Source organism: Burkholderia sp. Bp9143, assembly GCF_003853645.1.
Taxonomy (GTDB): Bacteria; Pseudomonadota; Gammaproteobacteria; order Burkholderiales; family Burkholderiaceae; genus Burkholderia.
The window spans coordinates 22,987-41,569 of record NZ_QTPO01000032.1; the positions used below are offsets into that span (position 1 = coordinate 22,987).

General features: G+C 64.8%; 17 protein-coding genes. 1 reads left to right on the forward strand and 16 read right to left on the reverse strand.

Going from position 1 to position 18,583, the window contains the following annotated elements; translation table 11 throughout:
* Positions 1–97: 97 nt before the first annotated feature.
* From DIE23_RS23230 to rfbB, 9 genes are all read right to left on the reverse strand, one after another.
* A complete protein-coding gene (locus DIE23_RS23230) occupies positions 98–1,888 on the reverse strand; it encodes a hydrolase (protein ID WP_221623361.1) in 1,791 nt (596 codons plus the stop codon).
* A gap of 45 nt (positions 1,889–1,933) precedes the next feature.
* Positions 1,934–5,029, reverse strand: coding sequence for a glycosyltransferase (locus DIE23_RS23235; RefSeq protein WP_124614287.1), 3,096 nt, complete (start codon positions 5,027–5,029; stop codon positions 1,934–1,936).
* Between the two features lie 88 nt (positions 5,030–5,117).
* On the reverse strand, positions 5,118–5,870 hold the full coding sequence (locus DIE23_RS23240; protein WP_124614288.1) for an ABC transporter ATP-binding protein: 753 nt from the start codon (positions 5,868–5,870) through the stop codon (positions 5,118–5,120).
* Positions 5,871–5,882: 12 nt separating this feature from the next.
* A complete protein-coding gene (locus tag DIE23_RS23245; protein WP_124614289.1) occupies positions 5,883–6,665 on the reverse strand; it encodes an ABC transporter permease in 783 nt (260 codons plus the stop codon).
* 48 nt (positions 6,666–6,713) lie between these two features.
* Positions 6,714–7,613, reverse strand: coding sequence for a glycosyltransferase family 2 protein (locus DIE23_RS23250; RefSeq protein ID WP_409364247.1), 900 nt, complete (start codon positions 7,611–7,613; stop codon positions 6,714–6,716).
* A 1-nt stretch (position 7,614) separates the two neighbouring features.
* Positions 7,615–8,514, reverse strand: a complete 900-nt coding sequence (gene rfbD / locus DIE23_RS23255) for a dTDP-4-dehydrorhamnose reductase (protein WP_124614290.1) — start codon at positions 8,512–8,514, stop codon at positions 7,615–7,617.
* Positions 8,507–9,058 (reverse strand): dTDP-4-dehydrorhamnose 3,5-epimerase, encoded by a 552-nt coding sequence (gene rfbC, locus DIE23_RS23260; RefSeq protein ID WP_124614291.1) that lies wholly within the window; start codon positions 9,056–9,058, stop codon positions 8,507–8,509. The genes rfbD and rfbC overlap by 8 nt, the downstream gene beginning before the upstream one ends.
* Positions 9,043–9,936 carry a glucose-1-phosphate thymidylyltransferase RfbA gene (gene rfbA / locus DIE23_RS23265; RefSeq protein ID WP_124614292.1) on the reverse strand — a complete coding sequence of 298 codons (894 nt, stop codon included), beginning with the start codon at positions 9,934–9,936 and terminating at the stop codon, positions 9,043–9,045. The genes rfbC and rfbA overlap by 16 nt, the downstream gene beginning before the upstream one ends.
* 11 nt (positions 9,937–9,947) lie before the next feature.
* Positions 9,948–11,009, reverse strand: coding sequence for a dTDP-glucose 4,6-dehydratase (rfbB, locus tag DIE23_RS23270; RefSeq protein ID WP_124614293.1), 1,062 nt, complete (start codon positions 11,007–11,009; stop codon positions 9,948–9,950).
* Positions 11,010–11,345: 336 nt separating this feature from the next.
* Between rfbB and DIE23_RS23275 the strand changes: the two genes are divergently transcribed.
* A complete protein-coding gene (locus DIE23_RS23275; protein WP_124614294.1) occupies positions 11,346–12,185 on the forward strand; it encodes a symmetrical bis(5'-nucleosyl)-tetraphosphatase in 840 nt (279 codons plus the stop codon).
* Between the two features lie 33 nt (positions 12,186–12,218).
* Here the strand turns inward: DIE23_RS23275 and DIE23_RS23280 are convergent, their stop codons facing one another.
* The 7 genes from DIE23_RS23280 to DIE23_RS23310 form a co-directional block, all read right to left on the reverse strand.
* Positions 12,219–13,076, reverse strand: coding sequence for a 1-acyl-sn-glycerol-3-phosphate acyltransferase (locus DIE23_RS23280; RefSeq protein WP_124614295.1), 858 nt, complete (start codon positions 13,074–13,076; stop codon positions 12,219–12,221).
* Between the two features lie 19 nt (positions 13,077–13,095).
* On the reverse strand, positions 13,096–14,373 hold the full coding sequence (locus tag DIE23_RS23285) for a dihydroorotase (protein WP_124614296.1): 1,278 nt from the start codon (positions 14,371–14,373) through the stop codon (positions 13,096–13,098).
* A gap of 52 nt (positions 14,374–14,425) precedes the next feature.
* On the reverse strand, positions 14,426–15,457 hold the full coding sequence (locus DIE23_RS23290) for an aspartate carbamoyltransferase catalytic subunit (protein ID WP_044846292.1): 1,032 nt from the start codon (positions 15,455–15,457) through the stop codon (positions 14,426–14,428).
* 74 nt (positions 15,458–15,531) lie between these two features.
* Positions 15,532–16,047 carry a bifunctional pyr operon transcriptional regulator/uracil phosphoribosyltransferase PyrR gene (gene pyrR, locus DIE23_RS23295; RefSeq protein ID WP_124614297.1) on the reverse strand — a complete coding sequence of 172 codons (516 nt, stop codon included), beginning with the start codon at positions 16,045–16,047 and terminating at the stop codon, positions 15,532–15,534.
* The gene (ruvX, locus tag DIE23_RS23300; protein WP_059530402.1) at positions 16,034–16,483 is read right to left on the reverse strand and encodes a Holliday junction resolvase RuvX; all 450 of its coding nucleotides are present in this window, start codon (positions 16,481–16,483) and stop codon (positions 16,034–16,036) included. The genes pyrR and ruvX overlap by 14 nt, the downstream gene beginning before the upstream one ends.
* On the reverse strand, positions 16,480–17,058 hold the full coding sequence (locus DIE23_RS23305) for a YqgE/AlgH family protein (protein ID WP_044846295.1): 579 nt from the start codon (positions 17,056–17,058) through the stop codon (positions 16,480–16,482). Before DIE23_RS23305 ends, ruvX begins: the two co-directional genes overlap by 4 nt.
* Positions 17,059–17,240: 182 nt before the next feature.
* Positions 17,241–18,542, reverse strand: a complete 1,302-nt coding sequence (locus DIE23_RS23310; RefSeq protein WP_124614298.1) for a hypothetical protein — start codon at positions 18,540–18,542, stop codon at positions 17,241–17,243.
* Positions 18,543–18,583 lie beyond the last annotated feature (41 nt).

Below are 18,583 nucleotides of genomic sequence, written 5' to 3' on the forward strand. Positions count from 1 at the left end.
AAAGTGGATCACATTTTTCTTTCATTTTCACAACAGTATGCATTACACCGGCGACCAGCCGACCTGCACCGCTGCCCGATCAGCATTGCCGATTGCACTACACCTGCCGACGGGCAAGATATGACATTAATGTGACTCGCTGATTACGCGTGCTCGCCCATGCGTCGAAATTGTCGATCTGCGCGAACAATTCCGCAGTCGTGTCGTCGATATGCTCGACAAAATGGACAAGCGGCGCAACGGTATCGAGCGGGTCGTCCCGCAGCGACAGCGAAGCCTTCATCGCCCTGAAATGCCGGCCGAACGCCAGCATTCCGTCGATAATCTGTTGGGAAATATCGCGGTGATCTGCCATTGGTATGCGGCCAGGGTCCTCGATTGCACGAACCGGCTCGCCGATGCCTGGTTCGTAACCGATCACCGCGTCGTGCGGCGCCGAGAAAAACAGTTCGACCGCCACCCGGTTCGCATACACGTTCGCAAGGCGTGCAGGATCGAACGACGTGCGCGACAGCAATGCGCTCATCCGCATTGTCCGTTCGCGCGCACGAGTCTGCTCCGAGTCGTTCAGGCAGAAATAATAGCCGTGCAGTTCGATATCCATCAGTTCCTGCAATGCGCGTGCGAGCATCTCCTGCGCGGTGCCGTTCCAGCCGACGTCGACGACGGCGACCCGCATGCCCGGCCTGACGCCAAGTTCGACGAGATACTGGAACAAGCCACGGCGATTGCGACGGCAGACGCGCAAGATGTCCGCGCGGCACGCGCGCAGCAGGCCACGTACCTTATCGAGGTTGCGATCATCGACGACGACGTTCGCGCCGAGGTCGAGGTCGTTCATCACAGTGTCGGCGGGTGGCGTCACGCCAATTCGCTCAAACACCTCGATCGGCTGCAAGCCGTGCGCCCCAGCAATCAAGAAATCTGTCAGTTCATCGAAATTCGCTTCGTTTCCGGCGGCCGTCGCAAATGCGACGCGCGACCCCTTGAAGTACGAGAACGGCGGCAGCCCCTGCCCATCCAGCTCGCGCGCCATGCGCTCGAGCACGTACCCGTCGCGCGACACGAACAGCAGATGATCGATACGGTCGCGCCGCGCCTGACCAGCGATCCAGTCGAGGAACCCGACGGCGCCCGGCCCGCCGTAACGAAAGCCGAGATCGGCGAACGTGCCAACCAGCGGCCCGTCTGGAATGGCACGGGGCAACCCGCTTCCCAGCGACGCGAGCGGCGTCGATTGGCCAACCCTGCTCGCCATGACGGTATCGACGTAATGAAACGTCGAGAAGCCGCGCTCCTGCGCGCGGGTGATGTCCGACAACGGGTTGTCGCCAATATGCAGGATGCGCGATGGCGCAAGACCCAACTCCCGAGCAACGATGTCGAACAGCGCGCCGCGATCGCGCTTCGTCGCATTGCGCTCCGACGACACGAACACACCCGACGGACACAGACCATGGCGGCGAAACAGCTCATCGAAGAATGCGCGCGGCAGGTACATATCGGACGTGATCACGACCGGCTTGTTCGCGAGCGCAGTATTGAAGATCTCGATCAGGCGCGGATTCGGCACCGTGATGGTCAATTCGAGCTCGAGTTCGGCGTCGCGCAGCGTCGCGGCTGGTACGGCGACCGAGTCGAAGCACTCGTAGATCCCGTCGAGCGTGATCTCCTCGTCCCCGGCTTCGTGCATCCGTTGAAACGCGCGTTGCTGCGCCTGCTGGCGCAGCGTGCGGAAATTCGCAATGCCATACCTGTGTCCGAGCAGATCGAAGACGTCTTCCGGTTCGCGCAGCAAGCGCACAAATAGTGTGTCGAAAATATCGAACGAAACCGCCTCGGCCACAGCGATCGATTCTTGCAGCGGGGTCAGCGTCGGCGCATGCACGGCGTTATCCAGATTTCGGGTTTCCATGATCGGTCCTGGTCGCGCTTATGCCGCGGGAATCGCGAAGTTGACGTCCTGCTGATCCAGATTCGGACTGTGAAACGGATCGAACATGAAAAAGTCAGGATGCTTGAGGTACAGGCGTTCCTTATCACTCGCCAGGCGCTTGATTTTCTCTGTATTCGCGTCGTCGCGTCCACGGCTCAGCGACTCGTAATGGATCAGTTCAACACCCGGACAAACGACGTTGTACCAACCCGCCTTGACGAGGCGGAAGCACAGATCGACGTCGTTGTATGCAACGGGGAACGCCTCGTCGAATCCGCCGATCCGGTCGAACTTCTCGCGGCTCAGCATCAAGCACGCGCCGGTCACCCCGATCCAGTTGTACTCGAGCAAGTTCCGGGCAAAGTAGCAAGGAGAATCGGCATCTTGAAACAGGAACGCGTGATTCGGACCATCCGCGAGATTCACGAGTCCGACGTGCTGTACTTGGCGCCCGCGTGGATAGATTAATTTCGCGCCAACCGCTCCAATGTGATTGAGCTGCGCATATCCGAGCATGTCGGAAAGCCACGTTTCAGTGACAACCTCCGTATCGTCGTTCAGAAATACCAGAAATTCACCGACCGATTCGCGGACACCCACATTATTGATTTCGGAATAGTTGAACGGCACATCGTGGCGAATCACTTTCACACTTTGCATCCGGGCCATGTCTTCAAACACCCGTAGCGTGTCAATATCCGTCGAGCCGTTGTCGATCAGTACAATCTCAAAATTGTGGTATGTGGACTTGGCCCGGATAGACTCGACACATCGCTTCAGCACATCGCCGTTGTTCTTACTCGGAATGACGATCGAGATGGTCGGTTCGCCCTCGTACGCATAGCGTGTGCGGAAATACCCGGGCAACTGCGGCACCGGCTCCATCGTTCCCTTCAAGCCGCGCCGTTCGATTGCGGCCTCGCGGGCACGACGCCCTGCATCAACCGCATACGGTTTCGCATTTAGGTCGGAGGCAACGGACGCGGGAATCACACGCCAGTGATAAAGCACCTTCCGGATATGACTGATCTTGTTCGCCTGCTCCGAGAGGCGCAACACGAAGTCCCAGTCCTGACTACCGTCGAACTCTGAGCGCAAGCCACCGACGCGTTGCTGTAGCGACCTGCGCACGCACGATACGTGGCACGTATACATCGTGCTCATTATCGTGTCTGGAGACCAGTCCGGCTTGAAGAATGGCTGGCCGTACGTCCCGTCCGTCTCGATCTTGTCCTCGTCGCTATACAAGAAGTCAGGATCCTCCGCCGCGATGCATTTAGCGAGCTCGAACAGGCAGTCGCACGTCAGTTCGTCGTCGTGATCGAAAAACACGATGTAGTCGCCCTGCGCCGCGTCGAGACCCGCACTGGTCGCGCCCGAGATGCCGCGGTTATCATCGAGCAGAATGATCTTGACGCGCGGGTCGTCGAGCTTTGCGAGGCGCTCGCGAACAACCGGTGACGGACTCTTGTCATCGACCAGCACCAGTTCCCAGTGCGGATACCACTGCGCGAGCACCGAACCGATCATGGCGTCGAACAGGTCAGACGGTGTGTTGTAGAGCGGCACGACGATCGAGAACTTCGGCCGCACAGTGAGCGCGGCGATGCGTGCATCGATGTCGTCGGGCTTGCGTGGCGGGACGTATACGTAGCCGCCTGCCGTGCCGGAGAGGTCGTACCGTCCGCCGCGCGCGCCTGCGTTGCTCCCGTCTGCCGGCGTATACACGAGATACTGACCGTCCGGATAGCGTACGCGGTTGGGGACGTTGCCGTACGCTTCGGCCGCCGCATGTCTCGCACGCAGGAAACGCAGACGCGCCGGCATGCGGTGCGGTGTCGCGACCCACCATGCGGCCTTCAGCGCCTTGCGCCCGGCGCTGCGCATGCCGGGCGGCATCGCTAAAGCGATCGCGCGCGCCTTGATGAGCGCGCGCCAGATCGTGCTGTGCTGTACGCTGCTCAGCTCGCGCTCGCTTCGCTCCGCGCGAGCCTGCCATTCCCGCTGGCGGGATTGCGCATTCGACAGGTCGCCTCTCAGGCCTTCGACGAGCGACTCAAGCTCACCCAGGCTACCGGTCAGTTCCGCACCGCGCTCACAGTCGGGCTGCTGCGACGGCAACTGCGCACGACCACGCGCGACATCCTTGATCGCATCGACGCGCGCGGCACTGCGGCCGATGACGCCCTGTTGCTCGCGCATCGCTTCCGACTGCTCCGCCACCCGTGCGGCCAGTTGCTGCCCCTCTTGCGCATGCTGTGTGATCTCGCCAGCCTGACGCTGAATTTCGCGTTGCAAACGCGTCAGGGCATCGTCAAGCTCGCCGATCCGTCCGTGCGCGAGCTCGAGCTGATAGCGCGCCGACACGGTCGCTCCGAGCGTCGCGTAGGCCTGCCGAATCGCAGCGTGATCGCCCTGCGGCGCATCGAACAGCGGTCGCACGCGCACCGGAATCTCGCGCCCGGGGCACAGCACACCGAGTCCGTGACCATGCAGAAATTCGAACGACGGGTGCCGGGTGCGGATTTCCTCCCAGAAGCGCCACACGCCGAAATCCCGCTCTCGCACATTGATGTCATGAAAGATCACGATCGCGCGTTCGGACAACTTGGGCATCCAGCTCGAATAGTCCTCGACCACATCGTCGTACCGATGGCGCCCGTCGATATGGAGCACATCGATCGACCCGTCGCCAAACGAAGGCAGCGCTTCGCTGAAGCGGGCACGGATCAGGCGCGAGAATGCGCTGTATTCGCGCGACTGAAGCGCGCTGAGCGTGGCGAACACGCGCTCGTCGTAGAGGCCCGCATGCTCGTCACCCTGCCACGTATCAATCGCATAGCACGCGGTTGGCAGACGGAGTTGCTGCACCGCCTGGCAAAACGCCAGGAACGAGAAGCCGGCATGCGTGCCGAGTTCGACGACCGTACGCGGCTCGACGGCCTGGACGAGCCAGAACGCAAACGGCGCATGCTCGTGCCACGCCGATTCGACAAGGTGACGCGGCACCCAGAACGACGCAGGCGAAATACACGCCAGCAAGGTCTGGGACTCTACAACTTCGCGGTGATCGGGTAACGTATCTTTTTGCATTGCTTGACATCACGGACAGAGTTTCACGACGCCCACCGGGCACGACCAAGGCACAACGACGGTTCGCCCCCGTCGCCCGGCAGGGCGATCAGCCCCCCGTCTCCGCTTCGTAGGCCGACAGCACTTCCTCGACCTCACCGAACGCGCGAACCTGCCCGCGCTCCATCCACAGCACCTTGTTACACACCTTCCGAATCTCGCTATTCGCGTGCATTGCGAGCACGACGATCTCGGCACGGCTATGCAGATCGGCGAGACGCCGTTCGGCCTTGTGCATGAAGGACGCGTCGCCCACACCCATCACTTCGTCGAGCAGCAGGATTTCCGCATCCACCGCGGTCGACACGGCAAATGCGAGACGGACCTTCATCCCGCTCGAGTAGGTCCGCATCGGCAGATCGAGATAGTCGCCCAGCTCGCTGAAGTCGGCGATCTCCTGCTGTTTCGCGCGAATCTCCGCATCGGCCATGCCGAGCAACAGGCCGCGCAGGCGAATGTTCTGCATGCCCGTCGAGTTCTCATCCATGCCAAGGCCGATGTCGAGCAACGGCACCGCCTTGCCTTCACGGACGATCGATCCGGACGTCGGCGGATAGATTCCCGCCATCGTGCGCAGAAGCGTCGACTTTCCGGCGCCGTTGTGTCCGATGAGTCCGATCCGGTCACCGCTTTCGAAGCGCACGCTCACGTGATCCAGCGCGCGTACGACGATCACGCCATCGGTATCCTCGGCGATCCGGTTGCGCCGTCCCATACGCATCACCTGCTGCTTCAGCGAGCGGCCTTTCACGTCGTAGATCGGCAAGTCGAGCGTTGCCTCTTTCAATTCGATAAATGCCATGGCCTCGCCCCATCAAACCCAGTACGGAATACGCTTCAGAAAACGGCCGGTCAACGACAGCGCCAGCGGCCAACCCACGACGATCATGCCGATCGTGACTGCCCACGTCGTCGCGTCGGGCGCCTGCCCGATCAGCGGCTCACGCACGACGTTGAGTAGATACGCAAGCGGGTTCCATTCGACGATGAACGAAAAGCGCTTGAGCGAGTCGGGCCGATAGATGATCGGCGTCACGTAGAAGGCAACCTGTAGTAGCGCGCCGATGATCTGCGGCAGATCGCGGAAGCGCGCGGACAGCAGGCCCACGACCATCGTGAGCCACATTGCATTCAGGATGTAGATCAGAAGCCCCGGGATGAAAAGCGGCAGCGTCTGCCAACTCTTCACGCCAAACAGCACGAGCAGCAAAACGATGATCACGAAGTTATGCATCAGCACGACGAGATTGCGCCAGACCACCTGCAGCACAAAGACCAGCTTCGGCGTCGACGCCTGGCGAATATACGAACCGCTGCTGATATAGGAGATGCAGCCCTCCTGGATCGTGTTTGAAAACATCGACCACATCACGAGGCTCGTTGCCAGGAACGGGAGATAGTCGCCCATCTTCTGCCCGAACAGCGTGCCGTAGACGACGCCGATCGAACCGATGATCACGCCCATGCTGATGGTCAGCCAGAACGGGCCAAGTCGCGAGCGAGCGTAGCGCTGCCGGATTTCGAGCCAGCCGAGCAGCGTCCACAACCGCCAGGACGCAATGCTCTGTTTGAGGTCAGCAAGTGAAAGAGTCAGCATGCAAGCTTTCTAATTGAGTGAAGATTGAAAAACAGCGTCCGGTGCGCGTCACAGCGCGCCGGTACGACCGGTCAGTCCGTGCCAGATCCCCAGCAGCGACAGCCGCAGGTGCGCGAGGCGAGGTTGCATGAACAGCGCGTAGATCGCAAGCCGGACCGGCATCTTGACGAGCTCCGTCGACTTCCAGCTCCACGGCACATAGGCGCGCCGGATCAGCGCGATCGCATTGCGGAACAGATAATAATGCCGAACCGGGCCGTGGCCGGGATAGCTTCGCCCGAAAACCTTGACCGGCTCGCCGCCCAGCTCGTGCATCAGCCGCAACGCCGGCGCGCCGAGCACGGAATAGCCTTTCGACCGCGCCCGGACACACCATTCGAGATCGACGAAGTCGATGAACAGCGCGTCGTCCATCGGACCGATGTCACGCCACACGTCGAGATTCACGCACGATCCTGACGTAATCAGGAAGTCGACATCGATCGGTTGCACCCCTTCCGGCTGAACGCGCCGCAGCTTCAGGTAGCCGAAGCGGACGAACGGTGCAACCCCGCCCAGTCGAGCATCCTCGTACGCAGGCCCAATCAGCGCAACGCGACGACTGCGCATGCGCTCGGCTGCCAGCGTCCGGGGCAACTCAACCAGCAATTCGTCCGAGGGCTCGCTGTCCTGATCGAACAGCAATGCCGACCGGCAACCCGTCGCGATCAGTCGTTCGATGCCCTGGTTGAGCGCCGTCGCAATGCCGAGGTTCGCGCCGTTCGCGATGTAGTTGACGCGTGCGTCGAGCCCAAGCGCAGCCGGCGTGGACACGCTCTCCGTGTTGTCGACCACGACGCACGGCCACACTTTGGCAAGTCGATTCGCGCGCGCCACGCAACCGTGATCCGGTCGATAGAACACGATCACGACACCGGTGCGCTCCTGATGCGGGGGCTGCTGGTCCAAGTTACTCACTCAGGCACAGCTTCAGCGCATCGGCCCAGTCCGGCAACCGCAGCCCGAACGCTTCGGTCAGCTTGTCGTGCGACAGTCGGGAATTGGACGGGCGCTTGGCAGGCACCGGATAGTCGCTAGCCGGAATCGGCACGACCTTGGGCGCACGCTCGCCCAACGCATTCGCGAAGATGGCTTCGGCAAAACCGTGCCACGAAGTCGCACCGGCCGACGTGAAGTGGTAGACGCCGGAACGCCGCGCCCACCAGTCCGTGCCATCGGCGGCCAGCGCTTGGGCCACGATGTGCGACGTTGCCGTTGCAATGGTTTTTGACCACGTGGGTGCACCGATCTGGTCCGCGACCACGCGTAGCTCCGGACGCTCGCTGCCGAGCTTCAGCATCGTCAGCAGGAAGTTCTTGCCGCGCCGCCCGTACACCCAGCTCGTACGCAGGATCAGATGCGCGCAGCCGGCTGCCGCGATGGCCTGCTCGCCCTCGAGCTTGGTCAACCCGTACACGTTCTGCGGGTTGGTCGCGTCCGTTTCGACGTAGGCGCCCTCTTTGGTGCCGTCGAACACGTAGTCGGTCGAATAATGAACCAGCGCCGCACCAATGCGGGCCGCTTCCTCCGCAAACGCGCGCGGCACATCGGCGTTCAGTCGACGCGCGGCATCGACGTCCGTCTCCGCCTTGTCGACCGCCGTATACGCGGCCGGATTCACGATGATCGACGGCTTGAGCTCGCGAACGATGCCGCGCACCCGATCGAGATCGGTCAGATCGAGCATCGAACGGTCGCATGCCACCACGCGCCCCAGGCCTTGCAGCGAGCGAAGCAGTTCGAACCCGACCTGCCCGTTCACACCCGTCACGAGAATCGTCGGTTCAGGTTTCACACCCACCTCACGCATAGACTTCGGCTTCGCTCAAACGCTTGCCGGCCGCATCCTTCGCGGCCAGCAGCGGCTCGAAATCGATCGGCCACTCGATCCCGATTTCGGGATCGTTCCACACGATGCTGCGCTCGTGCTCGGGGAACCAGTAGTCGGTCGTCTTGTAGAGGAACTGCGCGGCCTCCGACAGCACGACGAATCCGTGCGCAAAGCCGGGCGGTACCCACAGTTGCTTGTGGTTGTCGTTCGACAGCACCACGCCGACCCACTTGCCGAAGTTCGGCGAGCGCTTGCGAATATCGACCGCGACGTCGAACACCTCGCCCTCGACGACGCGCACGAGCTTGCCCTGCGCGTGCTGGATCTGGTAGTGCAGCCCGCGCAGCACGCCCTTCGACGAGCGCGAATGGTTGTCCTGCACGAATTCGATGCCGGGTTCGACCTGCTCGGCGAATTCCTTCCCGTTGAAGCTCTCGTAGAAGAACCCGCGTGCATCGCCGAACACCTTCGGCTCAATGATCTTAACTTCGGGCAGCGCCGTCGCCGTTACTTGGATGGCCATGCGACTTGATCCGTGAGAAGGTTCTTGAGGTACTGCCCGTACGCGTTCTTCGCGAGCGGTTGTGCAAGCTTCAGCACCTGCTCCGCGTCGATCCAGCTGCGTCGGTAGGCAATCTCTTCCGGGCACGCGACCACGAGACCCTGCCGCTTCTGCAGCGTCGCGATGAAGCTGGCCGCCTCGATCAGCGAATCGTGCGTGCCGGTATCGAGCCACGCGTAACCGCGCCCCATGATCTCGACGTTGAGCGCACCGTCGGCGAGATACCGCGAATTGACGTCGGTGATTTCCAGCTCGCCGCGCGGCGACGGCTTGATGTCGGCCGCGATGTCGCACACGCGGTTGTCATAGAAGTACAGCCCCGTCACCGCGTAGTTCGAACGCGGCTTCGCCGGCTTCTCTTCGATCGACAGCGCGCGGAACGACTTGTCGAACTCGACGACGCCATAACGCTCCGGATCGTGCACGTGGTACGCGAACACCGTCGCACCGCTTTCCTGCGCGTGCGCACGCTCGAGCTGCTTGGCGAGATCGTGGCCGTAGAAGATGTTGTCGCCGAGGATCAGCGCCGACGGATCGTTCCCGACGAACTCCTTGCCGATGATGAACGCCTGCGCGAGGCCGTCGGGCGACGGCTGCACCGCGTACTGGATGTTCATGCCCCACTGGCTGCCGTCGCCGAGCATCGACTCGAAGCGCGGCGTGTCCTGCGGTGTCGAAATGATCAGTACGTCACGAATGCCCGCGACCATCAGCGTCGACAGCGGGTAGTAGATCATCGGCTTGTCGTACACCGGCAGCAGCTGCTTCGATACGACGTGGGTAATCGGATACAGCCGCGTACCGGAACCGCCTGCGAGAATGATGCCTTTACGTGCCATCGTCTCTCTCCTCAAGCGCGTTTCGCGTAGTTGGTCTCGACCCACTTGCGGTACTCGCCCGATGCCACTTCGTCGGCCCAGACCTGGTTGTCCAGATACCAGTCGACGGTCTTCGCGAGGCCGGTCTCGAACGTTTCCGTGGGCTTCCAGCCGAGCTCGCGCTCGAGCTTGCGTGCATCGATCGCATAACGGCGATCGTGGCCCGGGCGATCCGTCACGTAGGTGATCTGGTCGCGATACGAACCGGCCGCCTTCGGGCGCGCCTTGTCGAGCAGGTCGCACAGCGTATGCACGACCTCGAGGTTCTTCTTTTCGTTCCAGCCGCCAACGTTGTACGTCTCGCCAGGCACGCCACGCGCCAGCACTTCACGGATCGCGCTGCAATGGTCGCCGACATACAGCCAGTCGCGCACGTTCTGACCGTCGCCGTACACCGGCAGCGGCTTGCCGGCGAGCGCATTCGCGATCATCAGCGGGATCAGCTTCTCGGGGAACTGGTACGGGCCGTAGTTGTTCGAACAGTTCGTCGTCAGCGTCGGCAGGCCGTACGTATGATGGTACGCGCGCACCAGGTGGTCCGAACCGGCCTTCGTCGCGGAATACGGGCTGTTCGGTGCGTACGGCGTGGTTTCGGAGAATTGCGGGTCGGTCGCCGACAGCGAGCCGAACACCTCGTCGGTCGACACGTGCAGGAAGCGGAACGACGCCTTGTCGGTGTCATTCAGGCCATTCCAGTATTGGCGGGCCGCCTCCAGCAGCGTGAACGTGCCGACAACGTTGGTCTGCACGAAATCGGCCGGGCCGTGGATCGAGCGGTCGACGTGGCTTTCGGCGGCGAAGTGCAGCACCGCGCGCGGCTTGTGCTCGGCGAACAGTGCATCGAGCGCGGTACGATCGCAGATATCGACGCGCGCGAACACGTGCTTCGGATTGCCATCCAGCGACTGCAGCGTACGGAGGTTGCCTGCATAGGTCAGCTTGTCAACGTTGAGCACGGCTTCATCGGATTCTCGCAGCCAGTCGAGTACAAAATTAGCACCGATGAAACCTGCACCGCCCGTAACCAGAATCATGGAGTTCCCTCTAACAATTCGCAGCAAACACCGTCAGGTGCCGCCTGTATCAAATTCGCAAGTATTTGTGTTTGTCACATCCAACCGGGAATTTTAACCGGTCGACATGGCCGCCAAAGTCATGAAATGCTAATTTTGTTCGGGAAAACGACAATTATAGGGAGCCGCGCCTCGCAAAAGCCATGCCGCTAACAACTTGATACAGCGCTACGAACCTCTATGTGACATATAGATTCATGCCAAATCAACGAACTTTCGCGGAATGAACGTTGCGCCGCACGGCATCGGACGGATTATTCTTCTCGCACACCCGAAATTTGTAACATTCACGCTTTCATGACCCGTACCCCAATCGCCATCGGCGACATCCAAGGCTGTCATTCCGCTTTCCAGTCGCTGCTCGAAAAGCTTTCGGCCCCCGCCGACACACCGCTATGGATCGCCGGCGACATCGTCAACCGCGGGCCCGACTCCCTCGCCGCGCTGCGCGCCCTCGTCGACCTCGGCCCGCGCGCGACCGTCGTCCTCGGCAATCACGATCTTCACCTGCTCGCGGTGTCCGCCGGCATTCGCACCGAACGCCCCGGCGACACGATCGGCGAAATCCTCGATGCGCCCGACGCGGACGCGCTGCTCGACTGGGTGCGCCACCTCCCGTTCGCGCACTTCGAGGACGGCAAGCTGCTCGTCCACGCGGGCGTACTGCCGCAATGGGACACAACGCTAACGCTCGAACTCGCTGACGAACTGCAGCGCGCGCTGCGCGCCCCCGACTGGCGTGAAACGCTGCAAGGCTTGTACGGCAACGAGCCAAATCAATGGAGTCCGAACCTGAAAAAACGCGACCGGATGCGCGTCGCGTTCAACGCGTTCACGCGCCTGCGCTTCTGCACGCCCGACGGCGCGATGGAGTTCAAGGCAAACGGCGGCCCCGAAAGCGCGCCGCCCGGCTACCTGCCGTGGTTCGACGTGCCGGGCCGCCGCACCGAAGAAGTGACGGTCGTGTTCGGCCACTGGGCCGCGCTCGGCCTGATGCTGCGCGACAACGTCGTCGCGCTGGATTCGGGATGCGTGTGGGGAAATCAGCTGTCGGCCGTGCGACTGGCTGCCGACCCGGCGCAGCGCACGGTCACGCAGGTGCAGTGCGAAGCATGCCGCACACCGGGCGGCGAATAGCCCGCCCGCGAGACGCGCGAACGAAACGGCGCGTCAGCCCTCGCGCCCCGGCACCGGCTCCTCGGCCGCCGCATCGCCCGCCGCACCGGCGCCGACTTCGGTTGCCGGATACGCATGTTTCTCCAGCTCCACCAGCGACTCGGGCGACGGCTTGCCGACCTTCGCCTGCAGCCTCTCGAGCGCGGCCGCGATCGCATCACGGGCCGCCGCGGAAGTCGTGCGACGATCACCGCCCGGCGGAATCGGCTCGCATACGTACAAATGCGCAACGAGCGGCCCGCCGCGCAACACCATGTCGAGCGACATCCCGAGCGACAACTCGCCCGTATAGGCCGGCGCGACCGACTGCCGCTGCCGCGCGTCCTCGTACATCAGGCAGATCGGCTGCACCGCGCAACCGGCCGACACCGCGGCCTGGAACAGGTTCGCATGGAACGGCAGCAGCGCCTGCCCGTCCGACGTCGTGCCCTCCGGAAACACGCACATCACGCCGCCGTTGCGCAACCGGTCGGCCATCTCGTGCATGACCCGCATCGCCTCGGTGCGCTTCTCGCGCTGCAGGAACACGGTGTCGAGCTTCTCGGCCAGCCAGCCGACCACCGGCCACTGCCGCACCTCGGCCTTCGACACGAACGGCGTCGGCCGCCACGCGTTGACCGTATAGATGTCGAGCCACGACACGTGGTTGCCGACGACGAGCGCGCCCGCGTCGAGGCGTGCGCCATCGTTGTGGACGACGAGGCGCATCCCGCAGATCCGCAGCAGCTTGACCGACCAGCGGCGCGTGAGCTCGACGCGCCGCGCGGGGCTCACGTGCGAAAAGCGCAGCGCGACGATCGCCATGCCGCGCAGCAGGTGAAAGACGAGACGCAGCTTGCGAAGAGCGGTCATGGCGAAGATCCGGCTGGGTTCAATGACGCTCGAACGCGACCCGCCCCGCCACGAGCGTCGCACGCACGCAGGCCGGCAGTTCGTAGCCGAGGAACGGCGAGTTGTGGCCCTGGCTCTTCAGCGCGCGCGGCTCGACGCGCCAGTGCCCGCGCGGGTCGAACACGCACAGGTCGGCCACGCCGCCTTCGGCCAGGCGGCCTGCCGGCAACTGCAGCACGTCGGCCGGTGCGGCCGTGATGCGGCGCAGCGCCTGCGCGAGCGGCGTGTTCGTTTCATCGGCCCACTTCACCGTGAGCGACAGCAGCAGTTCGAGCCCCGTCGCGCCCGGCGTCGCTTCGGCGAACGGCAGCAGCTTCTCGTCGTCGTCGACCGGCGTGTGATCGGAGCAGATCGCGTCGATCGTGCCGTCGGCGAGCGCCGCACGGATCGCTTCGCGATCGCGCTCGCCGCGCAGCGGCGGGTCCAACCGGAACTGCGAATCGAAGTAGCCGATGTCGACGTCGATCAGGTGCAGATGGTTCACGCCGACGTCGCACGTCACGGGCAGCCCCTCGGCCTTCGCCTCGCGCACGAGCGCGAGGCCGGCCGCCGACGACAGGCGGGCGAGGTGCACGCGCGCGCCCGTCACCCGCATCAGTTCGAAGATCGTGTGCAGCGCGATCGTCTCGGCCGCGACCGGCACGCCGGACAGCCCGAGCCGCGACGCGAGCGCGCCGCTCGCGGCGACGCCACCACGGCCGATGAACGCGTCGAGCGGCCGCAGCCACGTCGTATAACCGTAGGTGCTCGCGTACTGCAGCGCGCGCAGCAGCACCTGCGTGTCGCGCACCGGCACGTTCGCGTGCGTGAAGCCGACACAGCCCGATTCGGTCAGCGCGACCATCTCGGTGATCACTTCGCCCTTGAGGCCGACGGTGAGCGCGCCGAGCGGATGGACGTTCGCCTGGTGCAGGTTGCCGGCACGGAACTTGAGCATCTCGACGAGGCCCGCCTCATCGAGCACGGGGTCGGTGTCCGGCGGGCACACGAGCGTCGTGACGCCGCCCGCGACGGCCGCGGCCATCTCGGACGCGAGCGTCGCCTTGTGCTCGTAGCCGGGCTCGCGCAGCCGCGCGCACAGGTCGACGAGACCGGGCGCGACGATCAGGCCCGCCGCGTCGATCGTCTTCTCCGCGTTGAATCCGGCCGGCGCGGTGCCGAGTGCGGCGATCTTTCCGTCCGCGACGAATACGTCGGCCTGCCGTTCGGTACCGGCGACCGGGTCGATCAGCGTGCCGCCTTGGATATGAATCTTCATGCGCTGTCTGTGAATGCGTTGATTGCGTGAATAAGGATGCGCGAATGCGGGCTCAGTCGCTGTTGCCGGCGACGATGCCCATCACCGCCATCCGCACGGCGATACCGAACGTGACCTGGTTGAGGATCACCGACTGCGGACCGTCGGCGACCTGCGAGTCGATCTCGACGCCGCGGTTCATCGGGCCCGGGTGCATCACGATCGCGTCGGGCGCGGCGAGCGCGAGGCGCTCGGGCGTCAGGCCCCAGGTCTTGAAGTACTCCTGCGCGGACGGCAGCAGCGCGCCGCTCATCCGCTCGTTCTGCAGGCGCAGCATGATGATCACGTCGACGCCCTTCAGCCCTTCGTCGAGGTTGTGGAACACCTTCACGCCCATCTGCTCGAGACCGCCCGGCAGCAGCGTGCGCGGGCCGATCGCGCGCACTTCCGGCACGCCGAGCGTGGTGAGTGCGTGGATGTCCGAGCGCGCGACGCGCGAATGCAGGATGTCGCCAACGATCGCCACGCGCAGCTTCGTGAAGTCGCGCTTGTAATGACGGATCGTGTACATGTCGAGCAGGCCCTGCGTCGGGTGCGCATGACGGCCGTCGCCGGCGTTGATCACGTGCACGTGCGGCGCGCAGTGCTCGGCGATCAGGTACGGCGCGCCGCTCGACGCGTGGCGCACGACGAACAGGTCGGCATGCATCGCCGACAGGTTGTTGATCGTGTCGAGCAGCGACTCGCCCTTGCTCGTCGACGACGCGTTGATGTTCAGGTTCAGCACGTCGGCCGACAGGCGCGTCGCGGCGATCTCGAAGGTCGTGCGCGTGCGCGTCGAGTTCTCGAAGAACAGGTTGAACACCGACTTGCCGCGCAGGAGCGGCACCTTCTTCACCTCGCGATCCGTCACGCTGACGAACTGCTCGGCCGTATCGAGAATGTGGTTGACGATCGAGCGCGGCAGGCCCTCGATCGACAACAGGTGTTTCAGCTCGCCGTTTTTCGTGAGCTGCGGGTTGCCCTTCAGGAAACCGTAGCGGAACCGCTCGGGGCTCGCGGCCGCAGCGGGATTGCCGGTGCGGCCAGTGGTGTCGGTGGTCATGGTGTGCGTGATTCCAACTATGCAAACGGGCCGCGGTACGAACCGGCGGCCCGGGATACGGTTTCGCGGTTCGGTCAGGCGCCGTGCGCCTCGATGTGCAGCGTGAGCTGCGCGGCTTCGTCGCGCGCGAGCACGAGCGTCGCATCGGCCGGCACGTCGAGCGTGCCGCCCGCGAAGCGCGCGGCGACCGGCAGCTCGCGGCCGCCGCGATCGGCGAGCACCGCAAGCTCGACCGCGGCCGGACGGCCGTAGTCGAACAGTTCGTTGAGCGCGGCGCGCACGGTGCGGCCGGTGTAGAGCACGTCGTCGACGAGCACGATGCGTGCGCCATCGACCTCGAACGGCAGCGACGTGGGGCTCGCCTGGCTGTGCAGCCCCTTCTTCGCGTAATCGTCGCGGTGCAGCGCGACGTTCACGACGCCGAACCCCGGCGCGCCGAGATCGCGCGCGAGGCGCTCGGCGAGCCACGCGCCGCCGCTGTGAATGCCGGCGAGCCGCGGGCCGCCCGGCTCGGCAAATGCCGTGCCATATGCGTCGCGGATCTGATCGAGCAGGACGCGGTAGAGCGCGTCGGCGTCAATGGTGCTCATGGTCGGACAATTGATCGAGATACTGTTGAAGGATCACGCGCGCGGCCTCGGCATCGAGCATCTCGGCGCGTGCGCGCCCGCGCACGTTGCGCTCGCGCAGCCCGGCCTCGGCCTCGACCGACGAATAGCGTTCGTCGACCCACGTGACGGGCAGCCCGAAGCGGCCGTTCAGCTGGTTGCCGAAACGCTTGGCCTGCTGCGTCATCTCGTGCGGCGTGCCGTCCGGATGCATCGGCAGGCCGACGACGAGCGCGTCCGGCCGCCATTCGGCCAGCAGTTCGCCGACCGCCTTGAAACGGTGCTCGCGGTTCAGGTTGGGAATCACGACAAGGGCGCGGGCCGAGCGCGTCAGCGCATTGCCGATCGCGACGCCGATCCGCTTCTCGCCATAGTCGAAAGCCAGGAGCGTCGCATCACGCGCGCTCGCGCCACTCATGCGTGCCCTGCTTCGCCGGACAGCATCGACGAGCTGACGCCGAGCAGGCCGAGTGCGGCTTCGAAGCGCTCCTCGGCAGGCGTGTCGAACACGATGCGCGGATCGGCGGCCACGGTCAGCCAGCCGTTGCGGGAAATTTCTTCCTCGAGCTGCCCGGCGCCCCAGCCGGCATGGCCGAGCGTCAGCAGGAAGCGCTTCGGGCCGGTACCCGTCGCGACCGCCTCGAGCACGTCCTTCGACGTCGTCATCTCGAGCCCGCCCTCGACCGACATGGACGAGTTGTAGTTCGCGCCCTCGACCGGCTCGTGCAGCACGAAGCCGCGCTCGGTCTGGACCGGGCCGCCGAAGTACACGGGAATATGCAGGAGCGGCTCGATGTCGAGCTTCAGGTCGATGCGGCTGAACAGCGATTCGAGGTCGATGTCGGTGGGACGATTGATGACGAGGCCAAGCGCACCGCGCTCGCTGTGATCGCAAAGGTAGACCACCGTTCCCGAAAACGTCGGATCCGCCATGTTCGGCATGGCGATCAGGAACTGGTTGGTGAGATTGATGCGATCGGAAGGCTTTGACATGGTTTGAATTTTAGCAAAGACGCCGCGACCTGACCGGGCCGCGATCAACAAGCAACGCCGCGCGACGCTGGCAACGACGCGCGCGGATCACATGGCACTCTAACACGCGCGCGGGTGCTATCGGCAGCGTGTTGCCGGCCCGCGCGGCAAGGGTTGCCGCCGCGGTCGCGCCCCGTTGCGTATCAGGTCCGGCCGAGCGCCTCGCCAAGCGCCTCGGACGCCGCGGTCAGGTCCGGCGGCGCCACCCCCGCGGCGATCTTCAGCAGCGCGCCGCGCAGCATGTCGGATGCGCGGCCGTGCGCAACGAGCCCGCCGCCGGCGAGCGGCACGCCGTGCGCGGCACGGCGCCACGCGAGCCCGAACGTATCGGCCAGCAGCGCCGCGTGACCGAGCCCGAGCGCGCATGCGGCCGTGCCGACCCGGTAGGCGGCCGCGGATGCGCGCCATGCGGCCCCCGCATCGGCCGCGGCCGGATCGATGGCCAGATCGGCCATCGACGCGTCGGCCGTCTGCAGGAAATCCTCATACGCATGCGCGTTGACGGTCACGACACCGAGCATGCGGGTGGGTGCCGCCGCGACCGCATCATGCTCGGCCCGCGCGGCGTCGGCTTCCCACAGCGCCTCGGACGCGGGCGTGCCGGCGACGTGCCAGTCCACGGTCAGTCCATAGTCGTGCAGCACGTCGACGAGCGCGACGTCTTCCGCGGCCGCACCGAACAACGCGAAATCGCGCCACAGCAGCGCGGCCGTCTCGCGCACGAGCGCCGGCGGCGCGCTGCGCCTGCCCTGCGCGTGCTCGCCGAGCAGCAGGTTGGTCCGCGCGAGGAAACGCTTCAGTTCGGGCGCGGCGCTGGCGCGCAGCGCGCGCAGGCACGCGGCGGCGAGCCGCCAGAAGTCGTACGGCGCGTCGTCGGCCAGCGCGGTCAGGGTCGTGTCGAGTTCGTCGAGCGCTCCGTCCGATGTGCCGTGCGGCGCGCGCAGCACGCCGAGCAGCGCCTGCTCGTAACGGGCCCGCGCCCGGCTCGCGAATGCGTCGGGCAGCGCACGCAGCGTCGCCGGCGGCATTGCGCGCCCGACGAGCGCCAGCACGTCGAGCGGCACGCTCGCGTGCAGGTCGGCCGCGCTTTGCGCGCGCAGCGCACGGAAATGGTCGAACAGGAGGGGCGAACAGGCTAGCTCGCGCAGATTGTGGCGCTCGACCGCCGCACGGAAATCGCGCAGCGCGAGGTGCCAGGCGGCGGCGGTCGGTTCGGCGGCCACGAGCGGCGTCGCGGCAGCCAGTTGCCCGGCGAAACGGGAGGCCGGCAGCCAGCCGGCCTCCGCCAGCACGGCGGCGGCGGCCGACAGCGGCGCGGCCGCGTCGTCGTGACGCTCGAATGCGTCGGCGGCCGCCGCGAGCCACGCGTCGGCCGCGGGCACAGCCCCGCCGCGCGGGTTGGGCAGTGCGTCAGGGTGGGGAACGTTCGCCGGATCGGACGTCATGGACACGCGCGCCTGTCATCGTCAAGTCGCTCGCGCCGGCC